Annotated in this window: 20 protein-coding genes and 1 pseudogene; 11 read left to right on the top strand and 10 right to left on the bottom strand. The window is 56.9% G+C overall.

The window, feature by feature from the left end:
- Positions 1-372: 372 nt before the first annotated feature.
- A complete protein-coding gene (gene ychF, locus AC4ICF_RS13370; protein WP_010432886.1) occupies positions 373-1,467 on the bottom strand; it encodes a redox-regulated ATPase YchF in 1,095 nt (364 codons plus the stop codon).
- A 126-nt stretch (positions 1,468-1,593) separates the two neighbouring features.
- Positions 1,594-2,178 (bottom strand): aminoacyl-tRNA hydrolase, encoded by a 585-nt coding sequence (gene pth, locus AC4ICF_RS13365; RefSeq protein ID WP_047652242.1) that lies wholly within the window; start codon positions 2,176-2,178, stop codon positions 1,594-1,596.
- A 274-nt stretch (positions 2,179-2,452) separates the two neighbouring features.
- Here pth and ychH point away from each other — a divergent pair, with 274 nt between their 5' ends.
- Entirely contained in the window at positions 2,453-2,728 is a 276-nt protein-coding gene (gene ychH / locus AC4ICF_RS13360; RefSeq protein ID WP_008499505.1) for a stress-induced protein YchH, read from the top strand.
- A 121-nt stretch (positions 2,729-2,849) separates the two neighbouring features.
- Positions 2,850-3,908: a MerR family transcriptional regulator gene (locus AC4ICF_RS13355; RefSeq protein ID WP_316379636.1), complete on the top strand. Its 1,059-nt coding sequence runs from the start codon at positions 2,850-2,852 to the stop codon at positions 3,906-3,908.
- Here AC4ICF_RS13355 and dauA read toward each other — a convergent pair.
- The 4 genes from dauA to lolB form a co-directional block, all read right to left on the bottom strand.
- Positions 3,894-5,573 carry a C4-dicarboxylic acid transporter DauA gene (gene dauA, locus AC4ICF_RS13350; protein ID WP_491466094.1) on the bottom strand — a complete coding sequence of 560 codons (1,680 nt, stop codon included), beginning with the start codon at positions 5,571-5,573 and terminating at the stop codon, positions 3,894-3,896. The genes AC4ICF_RS13355 and dauA overlap by 15 nt on opposite strands.
- 124 nt (positions 5,574-5,697) lie before the next feature.
- Complete coding sequence (prs, locus tag AC4ICF_RS13345) at positions 5,698-6,645, bottom strand: ribose-phosphate diphosphokinase (RefSeq protein ID WP_003856663.1); 948 nt, start codon at positions 6,643-6,645, stop codon at positions 5,698-5,700.
- Between the two features lie 125 nt (positions 6,646-6,770).
- A complete protein-coding gene (gene ispE, locus AC4ICF_RS13340; RefSeq protein ID WP_316379637.1) occupies positions 6,771-7,640 on the bottom strand; it encodes a 4-(cytidine 5'-diphospho)-2-C-methyl-D-erythritol kinase in 870 nt (289 codons plus the stop codon).
- The gene (lolB, locus tag AC4ICF_RS13335; protein ID WP_316379639.1) at positions 7,637-8,248 is read right to left on the bottom strand and encodes a lipoprotein insertase outer membrane protein LolB; all 612 of its coding nucleotides are present in this window, start codon (positions 8,246-8,248) and stop codon (positions 7,637-7,639) included. Before lolB ends, ispE begins: the two co-directional genes overlap by 4 nt.
- A gap of 201 nt (positions 8,249-8,449) precedes the next feature.
- Between lolB and hemA the strand changes: the two genes are divergently transcribed.
- The 6 genes and pseudogenes from hemA to kdsA all read left to right on the top strand — a co-directional run bounded on the left by hemA (position 8,450) and on the right by kdsA (position 13,494).
- Positions 8,450-9,706 carry a glutamyl-tRNA reductase gene (hemA, locus tag AC4ICF_RS13330; RefSeq protein ID WP_316379640.1) on the top strand — a complete coding sequence of 419 codons (1,257 nt, stop codon included), beginning with the start codon at positions 8,450-8,452 and terminating at the stop codon, positions 9,704-9,706.
- A 41-nt stretch (positions 9,707-9,747) separates the two neighbouring features.
- Positions 9,748-10,830: a peptide chain release factor 1 gene (gene prfA, locus AC4ICF_RS13325; RefSeq protein ID WP_021240360.1), complete on the top strand. Its 1,083-nt coding sequence runs from the start codon at positions 9,748-9,750 to the stop codon at positions 10,828-10,830.
- Positions 10,830-11,660 carry a peptide chain release factor N(5)-glutamine methyltransferase gene (prmC, locus tag AC4ICF_RS13320; RefSeq protein ID WP_316379641.1) on the top strand — a complete coding sequence of 277 codons (831 nt, stop codon included), beginning with the start codon at positions 10,830-10,832 and terminating at the stop codon, positions 11,658-11,660. Before prfA ends, prmC begins: the two co-directional genes overlap by 1 nt.
- Positions 11,661-11,668: 8 nt before the next feature.
- Positions 11,669-11,752: pseudogene (locus AC4ICF_RS13315) on the top strand (siroheme synthase); the annotation flags it as partial.
- A 41-nt stretch (positions 11,753-11,793) separates the two neighbouring features.
- Entirely contained in the window at positions 11,794-12,603 is an 810-nt protein-coding gene (gene sirB1, locus AC4ICF_RS13310; RefSeq protein WP_008499515.1) for an invasion regulator SirB1, read from the top strand.
- A gap of 36 nt (positions 12,604-12,639) precedes the next feature.
- Positions 12,640-13,494, top strand: coding sequence for a 3-deoxy-8-phosphooctulonate synthase (gene kdsA, locus AC4ICF_RS13305; RefSeq protein WP_116339376.1), 855 nt, complete (start codon positions 12,640-12,642; stop codon positions 13,492-13,494).
- A 115-nt stretch (positions 13,495-13,609) separates the two neighbouring features.
- Here the strand turns inward: kdsA and chaA are convergent, their stop codons facing one another.
- Entirely contained in the window at positions 13,610-14,710 is a 1,101-nt protein-coding gene (gene chaA, locus AC4ICF_RS13300) for a sodium-potassium/proton antiporter ChaA (RefSeq protein WP_316379643.1), read from the bottom strand.
- A 268-nt stretch (positions 14,711-14,978) separates the two neighbouring features.
- Here chaA and chaB point away from each other — a divergent pair, with 268 nt between their 5' ends.
- Both chaB and AC4ICF_RS13290 read left to right on the top strand, forming a co-directional pair.
- Positions 14,979-15,209, top strand: coding sequence for a putative cation transport regulator ChaB (gene chaB / locus AC4ICF_RS13295; RefSeq protein ID WP_014884191.1), 231 nt, complete (start codon positions 14,979-14,981; stop codon positions 15,207-15,209).
- Between the two features lie 177 nt (positions 15,210-15,386).
- Positions 15,387-16,082: a gamma-glutamylcyclotransferase gene (locus AC4ICF_RS13290; protein WP_227441613.1), complete on the top strand. Its 696-nt coding sequence runs from the start codon at positions 15,387-15,389 to the stop codon at positions 16,080-16,082.
- A gap of 29 nt (positions 16,083-16,111) precedes the next feature.
- Here the strand turns inward: AC4ICF_RS13290 and AC4ICF_RS13285 are convergent, their stop codons facing one another.
- The 3 genes from AC4ICF_RS13285 to AC4ICF_RS13275 form a co-directional block, all read right to left on the bottom strand.
- Positions 16,112-16,351 carry a DUF1883 domain-containing protein gene (locus tag AC4ICF_RS13285; protein WP_013096243.1) on the bottom strand — a complete coding sequence of 80 codons (240 nt, stop codon included), beginning with the start codon at positions 16,349-16,351 and terminating at the stop codon, positions 16,112-16,114.
- A gap of 195 nt (positions 16,352-16,546) precedes the next feature.
- Positions 16,547-18,331, bottom strand: coding sequence for a methyl-accepting chemotaxis protein (locus AC4ICF_RS13280; protein ID WP_316379645.1), 1,785 nt, complete (start codon positions 18,329-18,331; stop codon positions 16,547-16,549).
- Positions 18,332-18,437: 106 nt separating this feature from the next.
- Positions 18,438-18,791 carry a DsrE/DsrF/TusD sulfur relay family protein gene (locus AC4ICF_RS13275; RefSeq protein ID WP_116339382.1) on the bottom strand — a complete coding sequence of 118 codons (354 nt, stop codon included), beginning with the start codon at positions 18,789-18,791 and terminating at the stop codon, positions 18,438-18,440.
- Positions 18,792-18,863: 72 nt separating this feature from the next.
- Between AC4ICF_RS13275 and nasR the strand changes: the two genes are divergently transcribed.
- Positions 18,864-20,048, top strand: a complete 1,185-nt coding sequence (nasR, locus tag AC4ICF_RS13270) for a nitrate regulatory protein NasR (protein ID WP_192985093.1) — start codon at positions 18,864-18,866, stop codon at positions 20,046-20,048.
- Positions 20,049-20,237 lie beyond the last annotated feature (189 nt).

Raw genomic sequence — 20,237 nt, 5'->3', positions numbered from 1 at the left:
AGCCTGGCAAGCTCTCCCTGAACCAAAGCTTGAATGTGAACTTGCCAACTGGATCTCTGCCTGCATGTACAGCGCATATTTTGATCTCGCGGATTACGCTGAGGCAAAGAAATGGGGAGAGACGACATTACGAACAAGTGGATCGGTTATAGACACTGCACCATTAATCGATCTCGGCATGGTCTGTTATGAGTTGAATCAATTCGAGGAAGCGTATAAATATTTTAACGATGCTTAAAACTACGGCAAAGAGCGTGCGTTTCAGGATAGACCTAAAAAATATCTAGAGTTCTATCTGCGCAAGAGGGGATAAGTTCGTTACGCTATAAAAAAATCCACGCCAAAGCGTGGATTTTTTTCATTCAAAACCAATCAAACGTTAAACAAGAAGTTCATCACATCGCCATCTTTAACGATGTAATCTTTCCCTTCCGCACGCATCTTGCCTGCTTCTTTCGCGCCTTGCTCACCCTTGTAGGTGATAAAGTCTTCAAACGCGATAGTCTGCGCGCGAATAAAGCCTTTCTCAAAGTCGGTGTGGATCTTACCAGCCGCCTGAGGCGCAGTCGCACCTACAGGAATCGTCCACGCACGCACTTCTTTCACGCCAGCGGTGAAGTAGGTCTGCAGGTTCAGCAGCTCGTAGCCCGCGCGAATCACGCGGTTCAGGCCCGGCTCTTCGAGACCCAGCTCGGCCATGAACTCTTCACGGTCGGCGTCGTCCAGCTCGGCGATGTCGGATTCAACGGCAGCGCAAACCGCCACAACCACAGAACCTTCCGCCGCTGCGATTTCACGCACTTTGTCCAGGTACGGGTTGTTCTCAAAACCGTCTTCGTTAACGTTGGCAATGTACATGGTTGGCTTCAGGGTCAGGAAGCTCAGGTATTTGATCGCCGCCTTGTCTTCTTCAGTCAGGTTTTTCAGCGCGCGCAGCATGCCCGCGTTTTCCAGCTGTGGCAGACATTTTTCCAGCGCAGCCAGTTCCGCTTTCGCGTCTTTGTCGCCGCCTTTGGCTTTCTTCTGCACGCGGTGAATCGCGCGTTCGCAGGTGTCGAGGTCAGAGAGCGCCAGCTCGGTGTTGATGACGTCGATGTCGTCAGCCGGATCCACTTTGTTGTTTACGTGGATGATGTTGTCGTTCTCGAAGCAGCGCACAACGTGGCCGATCGCTTCGGTTTCACGAATGTTGGTCAGGAACTGGTTACCCAGACCTTCGCCTTTGGAGGCACCTTTTACCAGGCCCGCGATGTCCACGAACTCCATGGTGGTTGGCAGAATGCGCTGCGGCTTCACGATTTCCGCAAGCTGGTCCAGACGCGGGTCCGGCATTGGCACCACGCCGGTGTTCGGTTCGATGGTACAGAACGGGAAGTTCGCCGCTTCGATACCCGCTTTGGTAAGCGCGTTAAACAGGGTGGATTTGCCCACGTTTGGCAGACCGACGATACCGCATTTGAATCCCATTTCTAAATCACCTTAATATCTTGATAATCAATCCGTTAACGATAACCGATTGATGAAAAGTAAATAACTACGCCTATTATACACGTAACCCGCATGACGCGCGGTAAAAAAGCCGTATCGGGCGGATTATTGCGCTTTGAAAGCGTGTAAGCGGTTTGTCGCTTTCGTTAACCCGTCTTTCAGCCAGATTTCGGTGCAGCGCGCCGCTTCGTCTACCGCTTCGTCAATCAGTTTCTGTTCAGAAACCGGGGGCTTACCGAGTACGAAACCGACAACTTTGTTTTTATCGCCCGGATGGCCGATTCCCACGCGCAAACGGTGGAAATTCGGGTTATTGCCCAGCTTGCTGATGATGTCTTTAAGACCGTTGTGGCCGCCGTGCCCGCCGCCCAGCTTGAATTTCGCCACGCCTGGGGGGAGATCCAGCTCATCGTGGGCGACCAGAATTTCATCCGGACTGATGCGATAAAACGTTGCCATGGCCGCCACGGCTTTGCCGCTCAGGTTCATAAAGGTGGTGGGCACCAGCAGGCGAACATCTGCGCCAGCAAGGTTGATACGTGAGGTATAGCCGAAGAATTTTGGTTCTTCACGCAGGGGAGCACGTAACCGTTCGGCCAGCAGATCGACGTACCATGCCCCGGCATTGTGGCGGGTGGCTGCATACTCTGCGCCCGGGTTGGCGAGGCCGACAATCAGTTTAATCGTCACGATTCAATTCCTAATGGGTTCCAGATCTGGCGCGTAGTTTACTGTCTGGCGCGCCGGTTGACAAAATTCTGCGATCGTAACAGCGAAATACAAATAATTACTTATCTGAACAATTAGAATTTCAAGCTGTTCAACATGTTATTTGTAAATTTTTGTCTGGGAGTTATCTGTAATTGTGATCATTCACGCAACTCATAAAAGGGGCGTTGTCTATACTTTACACACAAGGATTAGGGGCTTTTCCCCTGACAACCCAAAGTTCCGGAGGTGACACATGAAACGCAAAAACGCTTCGTTACTCGGTAACGTGCTGATGGGGTTGGGGCTCTTCGTGATGGTAGTCGGCGTGGGTTATTCCATTTTAAACCAGCTGCCGCAGCTTGATCTCCCGCAATACTTCGCGCATGGCGCGGTACTGAGTATCTTCCTCGGTGCGGTGTTGTGGCTTGCCGGGGCGCGCGTAAGCGGACATGAGGAAGTCTGCGATAAATACTGGTGGGTGCGCCATTACGATAAACGCTGCCGCCGTGACCAGCATAAGCACAGCTAGTGCCCGATACAGAATACCGAAACGACTCCATCTGGAGTCGTTTTTTTTTGCATAGCATATTGACCCTCACGTAACGTAAGGCTCCAGAGTGGCGGCACTGGCAACGAAAAAAGGAGCAGTTATGTTGATTCAGGTGGGTGAACTGGCGAAACGAGCCGGTATCACCGTGCGGACATTGCATCACTACGAGCAAACAGGGCTGCTGCTGCCTTCTGCCAGAAGCGCGGCAGGTTACCGGCTTTACAACCTGGCGGATGTGCAGCGACTGCACATGATCCAGGCGCTGGCAAAAGCGGGGCTGGAACTTGCTGAAATCAGGGACTTTCTGGAAAAGGAGTCGCTGTCGTTAACCGAGCTACTCGATGCGCAAATCACGCTGCTGGATAAACAGCTGCGCAGCATACACACGCTGCGAGACCGGCTGGTGGAGCTGCGTACCGGGCTTACCGATGATGCGACGCCGGATCTGGAATCCTGGCTACAGACTCTGGAGTTGATGAATATGTACGATCGCTGGTTTAGCAAAGAAGAGTTACAGCAGCTGCCGTTTGCGGTGCAGAAGGACGCGCTGTCGGCTATCTGGTCAGGGCTGGTGGCAGAGGCCAACGCGCTGCTGGAACAGGATATACCCGTTGCTGACACGCGGGCGATGGATCTGGCGACCCGCTGGATGGAACGCCTGGAGCAGGACACGGCGGGCAGGCCGGAGTTTCTCACCCGCCTGAACGAGATGCACAGCGTGGAGCCTCAAATGCGCGAGCAGACCGGCATCACGCCGGAGATGACCGATTACATCACGCGCGCGTTTGCGGAATCTAAGCTCAGCATATGGGAGAAATACCTCACTGCCGAAGAGATGGCCTTTACCCGGGCGCACTACTTTGACCGCATGATGGAGTGGCCACCACTGGTGGCGAAGCTGCATCAGGCACAGCGGGAAAATCTCGATCCTGCTGCGGAGGAGGCGCAAAAGCTGGCGGAAAACTGGCTGACGTTATTCCAGTCGTACGCAGGGACGAACCCGGAGACCCAGCAAAAGTTTCGCGCTGCCATGCAGCAGGAACCGCATCTGATGAAAGGGACGTGGATGACGCCTGCCGTGCTTGCATGGCTCCAGCAGGCGATCGGGGTGATGATGCAGAGACGTTTCTCTGCATCGGGTAACTCACAGATCCGCTAACGCGGCTTCCCGGTTAGGGTAGAAGGATAAGCGGCCAGGGATTGGCTGCACGCCCGCGCGCGCCATGGTGCGCAGGGGCTGGAATTCGAGGTTACTCACCCGCAGCTCGCAGCCTTCCGGCAGACGTTTCACAAAGCGCTGGAAGGCATCCAGGCCGCCAGCATCCAGCACCGGTACGGCATCCCATTTTAGCACCACAACCCGTTTGCCCATGATGCGGGACTCCAGATCGCTGAACAGACCTTCCGCCGCGGCGAAGAACAGCGGGCCAATCACGCGCAGCACCAGCACATCGTCAGGCACCTCTACGTTAACCGGGGAAAGGCGCGTCATCTGCGCGATGCGGCGCATAAACAGCAGGGAAGCGAGTACGATCCCGACGCTGATGGCGATAACCATATCAAACAGCACGGTCAGCGACATGCAGATCAGCATCACGATGATGTCGTCTTTCGGCGCGCGACGCAGCAGGTTAACCACCTTGTGCGCCTCACTCATATTCCAGGCCACCATCAGCAGAAGGGCGGCCATGGCGGAAAGCGGCAGCCAGGAGAGCAGCGGGGCGAGGATCAGCAGGGCGAGGATCACCAGCACGGAGTGGATAACCGCCGAAACGGGGGAGGTCGCCCCCGCGCGCACGTTTGCCGCAGAACGGGCGATGGCTGCCGTTGCGGTAATACCGCCAAAGAACGGTGCGATGAGGTTGCCTAACCCCTGACCGACCAGTTCGCTGTTGGCTTTGTGTTTGGTACCGGTCATACCGTCGAGCACGACGGCGCAGAGCAGAGATTCAATCGCCCCCAGCATCGCCATCGAGAACGCGGCGGGCAGCAATGCGCGCAGAGAATCCCTGCTCAGTGTGAAAGTGGAGCCCGGCATGTCCCACGGCAACACCAGCTGAGGTAACAGTTGCGGAATACCGCTACCCTGCGAGCCGTCGGCCAGAACATAGTGGAACTGCGAGCCGATAGTCGCGACATGGCCACCGAACATATTGACGATGGCCATCACCGCGCAGCCCAGCAGCAGCGCGGGCAGATGGCCCGGAAGGCGAATACCGAGGCGAGGCCAGACGATCAGCGTCCCGAGCGTCACAATCCCGATGGCGGCGTCGCCCAGGTTGGCGGTCGGCAGCGCCATAAACAGCGCCCCCACTTTTTGCAGGTAGTGCTCCGGTACGTGGGGCAACTGCAGGCCGAGGAAATCCTTGATCTGCATGGTTCCGATGGTGATCCCAATCCCCGAGGTGAACCCGAGCGTGACGGAAAGGGGGATGTACTCAATCAACCGACCAAAGCGGGCCAGGCCAAACAGAATTAAAAAAAGGCCGGACATCAGGGTGGCAACCAGCAGGCCTGCCAGACCAAACTGTTGCGAAACCGGGTAGAGGATCACCACGAAGGCGGCGGTCGGGCCGGAGACGCTGAAGCGCGAGCCGCCCGTCAGAGCAATAACAATACCGGCAACGGCCGAGGTGTACAGACCGTACTGCGGCGCAACGCCGCTGCCAATCGCCAGCGCCATCGCCAGCGGGATGGCAATAATGCCGACAGTGATCCCGGCAATCAGGTCACGGACAAAACGTGACGAGGTGTACTTTTCTTTCCAGCAGGCGTCGATGAGGGCGCGAAAGGGCAGAACATGTGAGGAGGCTACGTTTTTCACAATTATCTATCATCCGTATGCGCATCATCTGTCATGTGAATGGCAGGTGAAGGAGGCATTAATCATACAAATAAAACCCAGAGACAAAAAAACCCGCCGCAGCGGGTTTTTTGGCCGTGTTCGATTAGTGTTCGAACATTGCAGAGATGGATTCTTCGTTGCTGATACGACGAATCGCTTCGGCCAGCATCCCGGACAGGGTCAGGGTACGCACGTTTGGCAGTGCCTTGATCTCGTCGCTCAGTGGGATGGTATCGCATACCACAACTTCGTCAATGACGGAGTTGCGCAGGTTGTTCACCGCGTTACCGGAGAAGATCGGGTGAGTCGCGTAAGCAAATACGCGCTTGGCACCACGCTCTTTCAGCGCTTCGGCGGCTTTACAGAGCGTGCCGCCGGTATCGATCATGTCGTCAACCAGCACGCAGTCGCGGCCAGCAACGTCACCGATGATGTGCATCACCTGAGAAACGTTAGCGCGCGGACGGCGTTTGTCGATGATCGCCATATCGGTATCGTTCAGCAGCTTAGCGATAGCACGGGCACGTACCACGCCGCCGATGTCCGGAGAAACCACGATTGGGTTGTCTAGGTTCAGCTGCAGCATGTCTTCCAGCAGGATTGGGCTGCCGAATACGTTATCAACCGGGACGTCGAAGAAGCCCTGGATCTGCTCTGCGTGCAGGTCAACGGTCAGTACGCGGTCAACGCCGACGCTGGACAGGAAGTCAGCGACAACTTTAGCGGTAATTGGCACACGCGCGGAACGGACGCGACGGTCCTGACGAGCATAGCCGAAGTAAGGGATTACAGCAGTGATACGGCCTGCTGAAGCGCGACGCAGGGCGTCGACCATAACAACCAGTTCCATCAGGTTGTCGTTCGTTGGAGCACAGGTGGACTGGATGATGAAAATATCACCACCGCGTACATTTTCGTTAATTTGTACGCTGACTTCGCCGTCGCTAAAGCGACCTACAGCGGCGTCGCCGAGGGAAGTGTACAGGCGGTTGGCAATACGTTGTGCTAGTTCCGGGGTGGCGTTACCAGCAAAAAGCTTCATATCAGGCACGAGAAGAACCTCAGGCATGCGTCCAGTGGTGGATAGCGTTCGCCGTAAACTGTGCGGGCCAGGCAAAGGCTATCCAGGCGGTGTATTAAAGAGCGCGATGCAACGTCTGGAACAGGGTGACGTTGTCACCGAAACTCAGTCTGCGCCAGAATTGCCTGCTGTAGCGGGGAAGTGTTCATCCCGCGCGCTACGAAACCATGCAGCCAATCCGGCGCTTGCTCAAGCACCTGACGAGCGGCGGATTCGGTGTCAAATTCAGCAAAGACACAGGCCCCTGTACCAGTCAGGCGCGACGGCGCGTATTCTAACAGCCAGGAAAGCACCGCATCAACCTCGCGAAAACGTTTTCTTGCGATATCCTCGCAATCGTTGCTGAATTCACAATTTAATAACGTTTCTATTGACCGTTCCGGGGTATTTCTTTTCAGGTCAGGATCTTTAAAGATGACCGGGGTCGGAATGCTCACGCCGGGGTGGGCAACCAGATACCATTTTTCCGGCGGGTTGACCGGGGAGAGGATCTCGCCCACGCCCTCGGCAAAGGCCGCGTGACCGCGAACAAACACCGGGACATCTGCGCCCAGCGTTAAGCCCAAAGCAGCCAGTTCGTCCTTCGCCAGCCCGCAGCCCCAGAGGTGATTCAGCGCAACCAGCACGGTGGCGGCGTTGGATGAGCCCCCGCCGAGACCGCCACCCATCGGCAGACGCTTATCGATGCGGATATCCGCACCGCTTCCCGCCGGCAGACGCCCTGATTCCGCGGCGGCGTTCATCAGCAGACGCGCGGCGCGCACGATCAGGTTGTCTTCATGCGCCACGCCGTCGACCGGTGTCAGCAGGCAAATCTGCCCGTCCTGGCGCAGTTCAATGGAGATCGTGTCGCCATAGTCAATAAACTGAAACAGCGTCTGCAGGGTGTGATACCCGTCAGCACGCTGGCCGGTGATGTATAAAAACAGGTTCAGCTTCGCCGGAGAAGGCCAGTGGGTCATCATTTAACGATCCAGTTGTCCATCTTCAGCTTGATGCGCTGGCTGCCCTGGGTCAGCTCCATGTTCGATGGCAGCGACGGTTTACTCTTGCTGTCATAGGCGCTGTACACCACTTTCCAGGTTTTGCCGCTCTGGGTGTAGTTGACCTGGCTCAGACGATACTGGTCGTCAAGCGTATAGTCGGTTGCTTCTCCCGGCAGGCCGAGGATCCACTGGCGTAGGCTGTTCAGCGGAATAGGCATCCCGGTCAGCTTGCCAATCATCTCTTCGGCATCGGTCGCGGTGTAGTGCTGGCCTTTGTTATCGGTGATCTGCGCTTCGCCCGGTTTGGCGATAAGCTCCAGCTCGGTGCTGCCCAGTGGGTTCAGCAGCAGCAGGCGATAGTTGTCCTGCCCCGTTTGCTGCCAGAAGAAGCGGGCATAAACCTTTTGTTCGTCAGAGAGATAGGCGAAGGCGCCCCGCGTCTGGTACTGCTTCAAATTAAGGACGTCCTGCTGGTGCTGACGCCACTGCGGTGAATCAGGGCTTTTGCCCGGGCCTTTTGGTTGGGTGACAGTACAGGCGGTCAGAACCAGTGCCGCCAGCGGCAGCAGGCGAATCAGTCGGGTCATAATGAGGACAAATCCTTGAGATACGTTGCAGTTATAACTGTTAATGCTAGCGCCCCGCAGTGCTACCGTCTACGTTCAAATTATCTCAAAGCGTTGAGTAACCTATTACTCCGAAAGGAGGCGGTCTCTTTTATTGATCTCGCGCATCCTGTATGATGCGTCCTGCTAACCTTATTAACGCTGGTACTACTCCCGCTCAACATGACCCTATTAGCACTCGGCATCAACCACAAAACGGCCCCGGTTTCGCTGCGAGAACGCGTTACGTTTTCGCCGGATACGCTTGACCTGGCGCTGGACAGCCTGCTTGCACAGCCGATGGTGCAGGGTGGCGTGGTGCTCTCGACGTGCAACCGTACCGAGCTGTATTTAAGCGTGGAAGAGCAGGATAACCTGCACGACGCGCTGATCCGCTGGCTATGCGACTACCACAATCTTAACGAAGACGAACTGCGTAACAGCCTGTACTGGCATCAGGATAATGATGCGGTCAGCCATCTGATGCGCGTCGCCAGCGGGCTGGATTCGCTGGTGCTCGGTGAGCCGCAGATTCTGGGGCAGGTGAAAAAAGCGTTTGCGGATTCGCAAAAAGGGCATCTGAAGGCCAGCGAGCTGGAGCGCATGTTCCAGAAGTCCTTCTCCGTGGCGAAGCGTGTGCGAACCGAAACCGACATTGGTGCCAGTGCGGTTTCTGTTGCTTTCGCGGCCTGTACCCTTGCACGCCAAATCTTCGAATCCCTTTCCACCGTCACCGTGATGCTGGTAGGCGCGGGCGAAACCATCGAGCTTGTGGCGCGCCATCTGCGCGAGCATAAAGTGAAAAAGATGATTATCGCGAACCGAACCCGCGAACGTGCGCAGGTGCTGGCGGATGAAGTGGGTGCAGAGGTGGTTGCGCTGAGCGACATCAATGAACGCCTGAAGGAGGCGGACATTATTATCAGCTCTACCGCCAGCCCGCTGCCGATCATCGGTAAAGGGATGGTAGAGCGCGCGCTGAAGTCGCGTCGTAATCAGCCTATGCTGCTGGTGGATATCGCCGTTCCGCGCGATGTTGAGCCAGAAGTCGGCAAGCTGGCGAACGCCTACCTCTACAGCGTGGATGACCTGCAAAGCATCATTTCGCACAACCTCGCCCAGCGTAAAGCGGCGGCGGTGCAGGCGGAAACTATCGTTGAGCAGGAAACCAGCGAGTTTATGGCCTGGCTGCGCGCGCAAAGCGTCAGCGAGACCATCCGCGAGTACCGCGGGCAGGCGGAGCAGGTGCGTGATGACCTGACTGCCAAAGCGTTAGCGGCCCTGGAACAGGGCGGCGACGCGCAGGCGATTATGCAGGATCTGGCGTGGAAGCTGACCAACCGCCTGATCCATGCCCCAACCAAATCTCTTCAACAGGCTGCCCGTGACGGGGATGATGAACGCCTGACTATTCTGCGCAACAGCCTCGGGCTGGAATAGCGCCCTATACCCATTTTCTAAGACAAGGTGCACTTACGCCTATGAAGCCTTCTATCGTCGCTAAACTGGAAGCTCTGCACGAGCGCCATGAAGAAGTACAGGCGCTGCTCGGCGATGCCGGGACCATCGCGGACCAGGAACGTTTTCGCGCGCTTTCGCGTGAATATGCGCAGTTGAGTGATGTGTCTAAATGCTTTACCGACTGGCGACAGGTTCAGGAAGATATTGAAACCGCGCAGATGATGCTCGACGATCCTGAGATGCGCGAGATGGCGCAGGAAGAGCTGCAGGATGCAAAAGCGCGTTCCGAAGAGATGGAGCAGCAGCTTCAGGTGCTGCTGCTGCCGAAAGATCCGGACGACGAGCGTAACGCGTTTGTGGAAGTGCGCGCCGGTACCGGCGGTGACGAAGCGGCGCTGTTTGCCGGGGATCTGTTCCGCATGTACAGCCGCTACGCCGAATCGCGCCGCTGGCGCGTCGAGATCATGAGCGCCAACGAAGGCGAACACGGTGGCTACAAAGAGGTTATCGCTAAGATCAGCGGCGACGGCGTGTACGGCCGTCTGAAGTTTGAATCCGGCGGTCACCGCGTGCAGCGCGTGCCGGCCACGGAATCTCAGGGCCGCATTCACACCTCCGCCTGTACGGTGGCGGTGATGCCGGAGCTGCCGGAAGCGGAACTGCCGGACATCAACCCGGCGGATCTGCGCATCGACACCTTCCGTTCCTCCGGCGCGGGTGGACAACACGTTAACACCACCGATTCCGCCATCCGTATTACCCACCTGCCGACCGGCATCGTGGTGGAGTGCCAGGACGAACGTTCGCAGCACAAAAACAAAGCCAAAGCGTTGTCCGTGCTGGGTGCGCGCATCCACGCGGCTGAAATGGCGAAGCGTCAGCAGGCGGAAGCCTCTACGCGTCGTAACCTGCTGGGCAGCGGCGATCGCAGCGACCGTAACCGCACCTACAACTTCCCGCAGGGCCGCGTGACCGACCACCGCATCAACCTGACCCTGTACCGTCTGGACGAGGTGATGGAAGGGAAGCTGGATATGCTGATTGAGCCTATCGTGCAGGAATACCAGGCCGACCAGCTGGCGGCGCTGTCCGAGCAGGAATAATGGATTTTCAGCGCTGGTTACGCGAGGCGGCCGGTGAGCTTTCAGAAAGCGAAAGCCCGAAGCGTGATGCCGAAATTTTGCTTGAGCATGTGACGGGTAAAGCCCGCCCGTACCTGCTGGCATTCGGTGAGACGCTGCTGACCGCTGAGCAGGAAGTACGGCTCGCCGCGCTGCTTGCCCGCCGTAAAACGGGCGAGCCGGTGGCGCACCTGGTCGGTGAGCGCGAGTTCTGGTCGCTACCGCTTTACGTCTCGGCGGCAACGCTGATCCCGCGTCCGGACACTGAATGTCTGGTGGAGCAGGCGCTGGCGCGTTTACCAACAGCTCCCTGCAGCATTCTCGATCTCGGGACGGGAACAGGTGCTATCGCGCTGGCGCTCGCCAGCGAGCGCCCCGATTGCGATGTGACGGCGGTGGATGTGATGCCCGACGCGGTGGCACTGGCGCAGCGTAACGTGGAACGTCTCGGTCTCCGCAACGTGACGGTGCTGCAAAGCAGCTGGTTTGCCGCGCTGGAGAATCGCTCATTTGCGATGATTGTCAGCAATCCTCCTTACATCGACGAACATGACCCACACCTTGCGCAGGGAGATGTTCGCTTCGAACCGCTGACGGCGCTCGTTGCCGCCAACGCGGGATTAGCCGATCTTGATCACATTGTGACAATGTCACGGAAACATTTACTTCCTGGCGGCTGGCTGCTCGTGGAGCATGGCTGGACGCAGGGAGAAGCCGTGCGGTCACTGTTTACGCAAGCAGGCTACGCCGCAGTCGAAACCTGCCGCGACTACGGCGGCAACGAACGCCTGACGCTGGGGCAGTGGGCTTGAATGCCGGGTATCTGCCATTTACTGATAAAGGCGTAAGGCTGACTGAAAGGCAGTTTGGCGTTATCATCTACATCGTTTTGAGTTTTATCGCGCCTGAGCGTCCTTGTTCGCTCAGTCGTAACTGGGGTAAGTCATGAAGTCCTTAGCCGATTTCGAATTTAATAAAGTGCCGCTTTGCGATGGCATGATCCTGATTTCGGAGATGATACGCGACGATTTTACGTCGCAGTACGTCTACGATGAGCTGGAGAATCTGGTCAGCCTGGCGCGTGAAGAGATCAATCAGGCGCGCCCGCAGGACTGGCAATTAGAGAAGCTTCTGGAACTTTTCTACGGCGAATGGGGTTTCTGCGACACGCGTGGCGTGTATCGCCTGTCTGACGCATTATGGCTGGACCAGGTCTTAAAAAATCGTCAGGGCAGCGCTGTTGCGCTGGGCTCTATTTTGCTGTGGGTTGCGCACCGGCTGGATATTCCGCTGGTGCCGGTCATTTTTCCGACGCAGATGATCCTGCGTGCGGAGTGGCTGGACGGTGAGATGTGGCTCATTAATCCGTTTAATGGCGACACGCTGGATGAGCATACGCTGGACGTCTGGCTGAAGGGCAACATCAGCCCGGTGGCCGAGCTCTTTAACGAAGATCTCGACGAAGCCGACAACGCCGAAGTCATCCGCAAGCTGCTGGATACGCTGAAGTCAGCGTTGATGGAAGAGCGTCAGATGGAGCTGGCCTTGCGTGCCAGCGAAGTGCTGCTGCAGTTTAATCCGGAAGATCCGTACGAGATACGCGACCGCGGGCTTATCTATGCCCAGCTCGACTGCGAGCACGTGGCGCTGAACGATCTGAGCTATTTCGTCGAGCAGTGCCCGGAAGATCCGATTAGCGAAATGATTCGCGCGCAGATCAACGCGATCTCGCACAAACAAATTACACTGCATTAATCTTAATTCCGATTCACACCTGAATAAGGCGATCCTATGAAACAAAAAGTGGTTAGCATTGGTGATATCAACGTGGCAAACGACCTGCCGTTCGTGCTGTTTGGCGGTATGAACGTGCTGGAATCCCGCGATCTCGCCATGCGTATCTGCGAGCACTACGTGACCGTGACCCAGAAGCTGGGCATTCCGTACGTGTTTAAAGCCTCTTTTGACAAAGCCAACCGCTCCTCCATCAACTCTTACCGCGGCCCGGGCCTGGAAGAGGGGATGAAAATTTTCCAGGAGCTGAAGCAGACGTTTGGCGTGAAAGTGATCACCGACGTGCATGAGTCCTGGCAGGCGCAGCCTGTGGCAGACGTGGTAGACGTGATTCAGCTTCCGGCGTTCCTGGCTCGCCAGACCGATCTGGTTGCCGCAATGGCGAAAACCGGTGCCGTGATCAACGTGAAAAAACCGCAGTTTGTGAGCCCAGGCCAGATGGGCAATATCGTTGATAAGTTTATCGAAGGCGGTAACGACAAAATTATTCTGTGCGATCGTGGCGCTAACTTCGGTTACGACAACCTGGTTGTGGACATGCTGGGCTTCAGCGTGATGAAAAACGTCTCTAACCAGTCCCCGGTGATCTTCGACGTGACCCACGCGCTGCAGTGCCGCGACCCGTTTGGCGCCGCGTCCGGCGGTCGTCGTGCCCAGGTGACCGAGCTGGCGCGTGCCGGTATGGCGACCGGCCTGGCGGGTCTGTTCATTGAAGCGCACCCGGATCCGGCTAACGCGAAATGCGATGGTCCTTCCGCGCTGCCGTTGGATAAGCTGGAGCCATTCCTGAAGCAGATCAAGGCGATTGACGATCTGGTGAAGAGCTTCGACGAGCTGGATACCAGCAACTAATAAAAAAACCCGCTTCGGCGGGTTTTTTTATGGGGCATATTGCCGGGTGGCGCTGCGCTTACCCGGCCTACAAAACCCGTAGGCCCTGCAAGCGAAGCGCCGCTGGGCAAAAAGGCTACGCAAAAATCGTCATCAAATACGCTACAAACAGCGCCATATGCGCAGCGCCGTTCAGCACATTGGTGCGGCCAGTGGAGAATGAAATCTGGCACAGCAGCAGCGAGGCCACCATCACAATCATCTCCGGCGCGCCCAGCGCAAACTGCAGATCGTTACCCGTCATAAAGGCAATCAGCGTCACCACCGGTACGGTGAGGGAAATGGTGGCCAGCACGGAGCCGAAGAACAGGTTCATTGCGCGCTGCACCTGATTGTTCAGCACCGCCTTGAGTGCGCCCAGCCCCTCAGGAGACAGGATCAGCAGCGCCACCAGGAAACCGGTAAAGGCCACCGGGGCGTTCAGCTCGGTTAACAGCGTCTCCAGCGGGTTGGCGTTCATCTTGGTGACCGCGATAACCGCGATCAGATGCACGATCAGCCAAACCGTATGCCACGCGCTGCTGTGGGCCGACGGCTTACCGTGGTGCGGGTCATCATCGTCGCCGTCATCTTCATGCTCGTACACAAACAGGCTCTGGTGCGTTTTGGTTTGAATCAACAGAAACACGCCGTACATGGCGGCGGAAATCAGCGCGACCAGCAGTGCCTGACCGGTAGAAAAATTCGCGCCCGGCAGCGCCATCGGAAAGACCAGCACGATAATGGCCAGCGGGAAGAGGGCAATCAGATACTGTTTAATACCGAACAGGTTCATATACTGGGTCGCAAATTTGCCTCCGCCCAGCAGAAGGGAAAAGCCCACCAGGCCGCCCGTCACAATCATAATGATGGAGTAGAGCGTGTCGCGCATCAGCGTTGGGGCGGCATCGCCGGTCGCCATGAGCGCGGAAATCAGGCTGACTTCGAGAATAACGACAGAAAGGCTGAGAATTAACGAGCCGTACGGCTCGCCCAGACGGTGGGCCAGGACGTCCGCATGGCGAACGACGCTAAATGCGCTGGTTAAGATGCCGACCAGAGCAAGAATATTGATACCAACCACCACTGGCAGTGACTGACTGCTTCCCCAGAAGAGCAGCACAGCCAGTGCCAGAACCGGGAAAATGAGTGACGTCTCCTTGTGGCGGGTCTTTACCGCCTCGTGTGTTGCTGTCATGTGCTTCTCCATCAATGCAGGTGCTTGTAATTATAGATAGATTTTGAGGGCATTAAACTAACAGAAATCTGTTAAACACCCTTTATTTTTTACTTAATTTTACCCTTTGCCATAGTTTTCATGCTTGATGCCTGTAATAAGATATTTAATTTAAATAGTAATTAAATAACAATGGATTATGAATTTAGTTTAATCAGTATCTATTGCCGGGTGGCACCATGGCGTATCGTCGTCCACAATTACTCTTTAGCCAAAAGAGAGGTTAGTGATGCCATATAAAACGAAACGGGAATTACCCGATAACGTGAAAAACGTCCTGCCCGAACACGCACAGGATATCTATAAAGAAGCGTTTAACAGCGCATGGGATCAGTACAAAGATAAGGACGATCGGCGGGATGATGCCAGCCGGGAAGAGACGGCGCACAAAGTCGCCTGGGCCGCAGTAAAACATGACTATGAGAAAGGAGACGATGATAAATGGCATAAAAAGAAATAGCCGTGAAATTATTCGCTGCCTTCATTTTGACTTTTCAGGCGGTTAAACTTCCGTTGTATTGCAACTGGTCCGCTAATTGCTTATCGTTATTTGACTGCTGGCAAAATGACCAGCACAGAATGTCGGGAAGGCGAATTACAGATGTCGCAAGGAAGCATGCAGTGGCGGAGGTGTAAAGTGTTAACGCGTGATTTCTTAATGAAGGCAGATTGTAAGACGGCATTTGGTGCTATTGAGGAATCGCTTCTCTGGTCAGCTGAACAACGTGCGGCGTCGCTCGCTGCCACGCTTGCCTGCCGCCCGGATGATGGCCCGGTATGGATTTTTGGCTACGGTTCACTGATGTGGAACCCGGCTCTCGAATTTGTTGAATCGGCAACGGGTACGTTGCCCGGCTGGCACCGCGCATTTTGCCTGCGCCTGACGGCCGGACGCGGCAGCGCCTGTCAGCCAGGGCGCATGCTTGCACTGAAAGAGGGCGGGCGCACCACGGGCGTGGCGTATCGCCTGCCGGATGCCACGCTCGAAGAGGAGCTGACGCTGCTCTGGAAGCGCGAGATGATCACCGGCTGCTATATGCCGAGCTGGTGCAAGCTGGAGCTTGACGACGGACGCACCGTAAACGCGCTGGTGTTTATTATGGATCCGCGCCATCCGCTGTATGAAGCGGACACCCGCACGCAGGTGATTGCCCCGTTAATTGCCGCCGCCAGCGGGCCGCTCGGCACCAACGCGCAGTATCTCTTCTCCCTCGATCAGGAGCTGACCCGCCTCGGCATGCAGGACGATTGTCTGAATGAGCTGGTGGTAAAGGTGAAGGCGTTGCTGGAAGGGAACCCGCTCAGCAGCACGCTGCGACCGGGTTTTGCCTGAGAATACGCCCGGCTCGCCGGGCGTTTAAATTACGCTGCCACGTAACTGACCGAATGTTCCAGCGACTGGCTGTGGCTGTCGATCAGAACATCCCACGTGCCGGTATACGGCACGGTTAGCCAGGCCTTATCATCCTGAACGGTCAGAATATCCGCCTGGGACTGCTTCTGTGCTTTCGCACTCATCAGATGAATACGACAGCGCTCTGAGCAACGCACCACCACCGTATCCCCGCCAAAGAGTTTCAAACTTGTTTTCACCAGTGCCATTTATTTACCCCGTCGATTTTGCCCATCCCGAGCGTGATATTGTTCACAAAATACTCATTGCATAACACCAAAGAGGGAGGCGAGGGATGCTGATTTTGATCAAAAAATGGCATAACGTTTAAACAAAAATGACAAAATGCCTGAAAGCATTCAGCTGGCGCGGGTTTTACCCGGTAAACCCGCGCGGAAATAAAATTAAATGCGGAAATGGCCGGCAGTTTCAGCAAGGTCGCCCGCCTGGCTTTGCAATGCGCTGGCGGCCGCGGCGGACTGCACCACCAGCTCGGCGTTCTGCTGCACCATCCGGTCGAGATGGGTTACCGCGTGGTTGATCTCGTGAATGCCTTTCATCTGTTCGCTGGTCGCAATAGATATTTCGCGCATGATGCCGGAGACGCTGCCGATGCTGGATCGGATCTCATCCATGCTTTCCCCGGCCAGATGCACGTAGCGCGAGCCGGTGGCCACGCTGTCGGTGGTAGAGTCGATAAGCGATTTGATCTCTTTCGCCGCCTGGGCGCTGCGGCTGGCGAGGTTCCGCACTTCGCCGGCCACCACAGCGAACCCGCGCCCCTGCTCACCGGCACGCGCCGCCTCGACGGAGGCGTTCAGCGCCAGAATGTTGGTCTGGAAGGCGATGCCGTCGATCACACTGGTGATATCGCCAATTTTTGCAGAAGCCACTTCGATGGACTGCATGGTGCTGATGGCCTGCGAGACCACTTCACCGCCGCGCGCTGCGGCCGCAGAGGCCCGGCTTGCCTGGTCGTTGGCTTCTGCTGCCGATTCATTCGACTGGGTGACGGAGGCGGTTATCTCTTCCACGGCGCTGGCGGTTTCGCGAAGGCTGGACGCGGCCTGCTCGGTACGTCCGGAGAGATCCTGGTTGCCTGCCGCAATCTCCTGCGCGGCGTTTTTCACCGAGGCGCTGGCGTCGCGAAGCTGGACCATCACCACCGAGAGCTTATCGCTGAAGGCGTTAAACGCCTGCGCAATTTGCGCCACTTCGTCATCGCCGCTGTCCGGCAGGCGCTGGGAAAGATCGTTGGTGCCGTTGGCAATGCTGTGCATCGCGTCGCGAATGTCGGACAGGCGCTTAAGCAGGCGTGCAATCAGGACGTGAACAATAGCGCCGCTCAGGAGTGCCAGGATCACCAGCGAAATCGCCGACGCTTTCAGCAGGGAACGCATGCCGGAGGTGGCGTCGCTGCTGTCGAGGGCGACGACCAGCAGCCAGTTCGTGCCCGGCACGGCTGAGGCGATAAAGGTTTTTTCCTCGTCATTCAGCGTTCCGTCGACCGGGTTACCACTTTTCAGCGCTGCAAGGTCGATGCCTTTGATCGTCTCGGCAAACGGCTTCAGCGTCAGGGCCGGCTCGTTGGCGGCAATCACCGTGCCGTCGGTGTTCAGGAGTAACCCGCTGCTGGCAGGCGTGGGGTGGATACCGCGCACGTTCGCCACCACGCTATCCATGGCGACATCGCCCGCCACCACCGCTTTCAGAGCGCCATTCTCCTTCACCGGCACGGCAAATGTCACCACCAGCTTCCCGGTCCCGGCATCAACGTAGGGCGCCGTCACAACCGGGCCGTCCGTGCTCACCACCTGCTGGTACCAGGGGCGTATGGTCGGGTCATAATCCGCCGGGACGCCCGCCGGGTCGGAGAATTTCGCCGTCTTGCTGGCGTAGCCCACGTAGACGTTGGTGAAGCCGCCAGCCTGGGCAAGCTGCTTAAATACCGGAACGGGATCGTCAGCCAGCGCGATGCTCTGCGCGGAGGCAATCACCGTCATTTTGCTTTTGACCCAGTCGGCAATCGCCATGTTGTGGCTGGCGCTGGTGCTGGTCAGAATATCGCGCTGGGACTGCTGGTTATCCTGGCGCGTCACCTGGAAGTTAATAACGGTATTGAGAAGAAGGGCGACGACAAGGCAGCCTGTCGTCGCGGCGATAATGCGTGCGCGAATGGATCTGAACATAAGTGAAATACCTGCTGTGTTGTTTCCATGCCTATCGGCAACCCCGCAGGTAAACTTGATGCTGAAACCGCGTCCATAAGAAAATAATATTTTTACGGGTTTATTATTAAAAAGTTAATACTTTATCCGCGGTCAGCGTCCATTCGGCCAGTTCCACCAGCGTACCGATTTCCACGCCATCGATCAGCGGCAACCCGGTAATACCTCGCCCGTCGGTGCAGGTCTTGCACAGTTTCACCGGTACATTTTGCGCGGTCAGGATCTCCAGCATCTGCTGAATGTTATAGCCCTCTGCCGGTTTTTGCCCCTTCAGCCCGGCGGTGACGGCGTCCGACATTAAAAAAAGCCGTAACGCCAGGTCGCTCTCTTTTTCGCGTAGCGCGATCGCCAGGCGCAGGCTGTTGAAAAGGGATTCGCTGCCGTAGGCCGCACCGTTGGCGACGATCACAATCTTCTGCATGTTGACTCCTGTTCTTTAAAAGGCACGAATATTGCTTAATTCCCCGGAGTTTCGCTGTCCGGGAGAGTAAGCATGACATTAATGGCCGGCATTTCGCCAGGTGCAACCGAATGGCTCCAGCGAGCAAGGCGTATGCGCCGGGAGCAGCTCAGCAGGCTGGCGCAGCTGAACGTGCTGGTGCACGGCATTAGCCAGCTGGTGCATATGCTCCAGTGCGAGCGCGGGGCGTCCAACGTCTGGCTCTGCTCACAGGGTAAGCTCTACGCGCCTGAATGCAAAGCCAGCCGGGCGCTGGTGGACGAAAACCTTGCTGCACTGAATGACATTCTTGGAAAGCACTCCGCCTTCCCGGGAAGCGCCGTTTGCGAACGTATCGGCAATGCGCTGCTCACGCTGGAGACGCTTCCCGCGCTGCGCGACGGTGTAAGTCGGCAAACGCTGACGGCTCCGCAGGCAATGGAGCACTACTCCCGTATGCTGCGCCACCTGCTCAGTATCGTGCCTCAGCTTAATGACAGCATTGACGACCCGCAAATCGCGGGCCGTTTCGTCGCGCTTTATAGCCTGATGCAGGGGAAAGAGCTGGCAGGACAGGAGCGGGCCCTGGGGGCGATTGGCTTTACGCAGGGCTTTTTCGACGATGTGACGCGCCAGCGGCTGGTTGACCGCATTGACGGGCAGCAGGCCTGCTTTGAGATCTTTCTCTCCCACAGCCAGGCTGACGTGCAGACTATATTCTCACTCAACTGCCAGCCCGATCGTGAGACGGAGCAACTCCGGCGCGTGGCCTGTACCCGCCAGCCTGCCGCAGACAATGGCCATACCGCGCTCGCCTGGTTTGCGCTGCAAACGGCGCGGCTGGAGCATCTGCGCGCGCTGGAAGAGACGATCATCGCCGATCTGATGGTCGCGGTGGATGAGCGTATTCAGCGCGACGAGGCGTACCCGCTTCCTGGGGATGAAGAGGACGATCCGCTTGCACACTACCCGGATAAACCGCTGCTGACCCTGGTTCGCCAGCAGGCGCGTGAAATAGAGCAGCTGTCCCGCCAGCTCGCGTCGCTGCGCGATACGCTTGAGGAGCGCAAAACCATTGATAAAGCCAAAAGCGTGCTTATGACCCATCAGCATATGAGTGAAGAGCAGGCCTGGACGACGCTGCGCAAAATGGCGATGGACAAGAACCAGCGCATGGTGGATATCGCCCGCGCGCTGCTTACGGTGAAGAGCGTGTGGCAGGTAACACCTAAGGAGTAGCTGCACAATCAGCGGGCATTTTATGCCTGATTGAGGTGCGTGGTCGCGCGCAAAACCCGGCTTCAGGCCCTGAAACAGAGTCTTCAGACCTGGCATTAGCTTTGCATTATTCAATTAACCATTTTTGACGGTGCGCCAACGGCGGTGCATCAGTCTTCGGGATAAAGGCGTCCAGCGGTGCTTCGGCAC

It is taken from the genome of Enterobacter sp. ECC_219_Taxon_10, assembly GCF_058354905.1.
The sequence above is the reverse complement of the archived record's forward strand: the minus strand, read 5'-3'. Positions and strand labels throughout refer to the sequence as shown.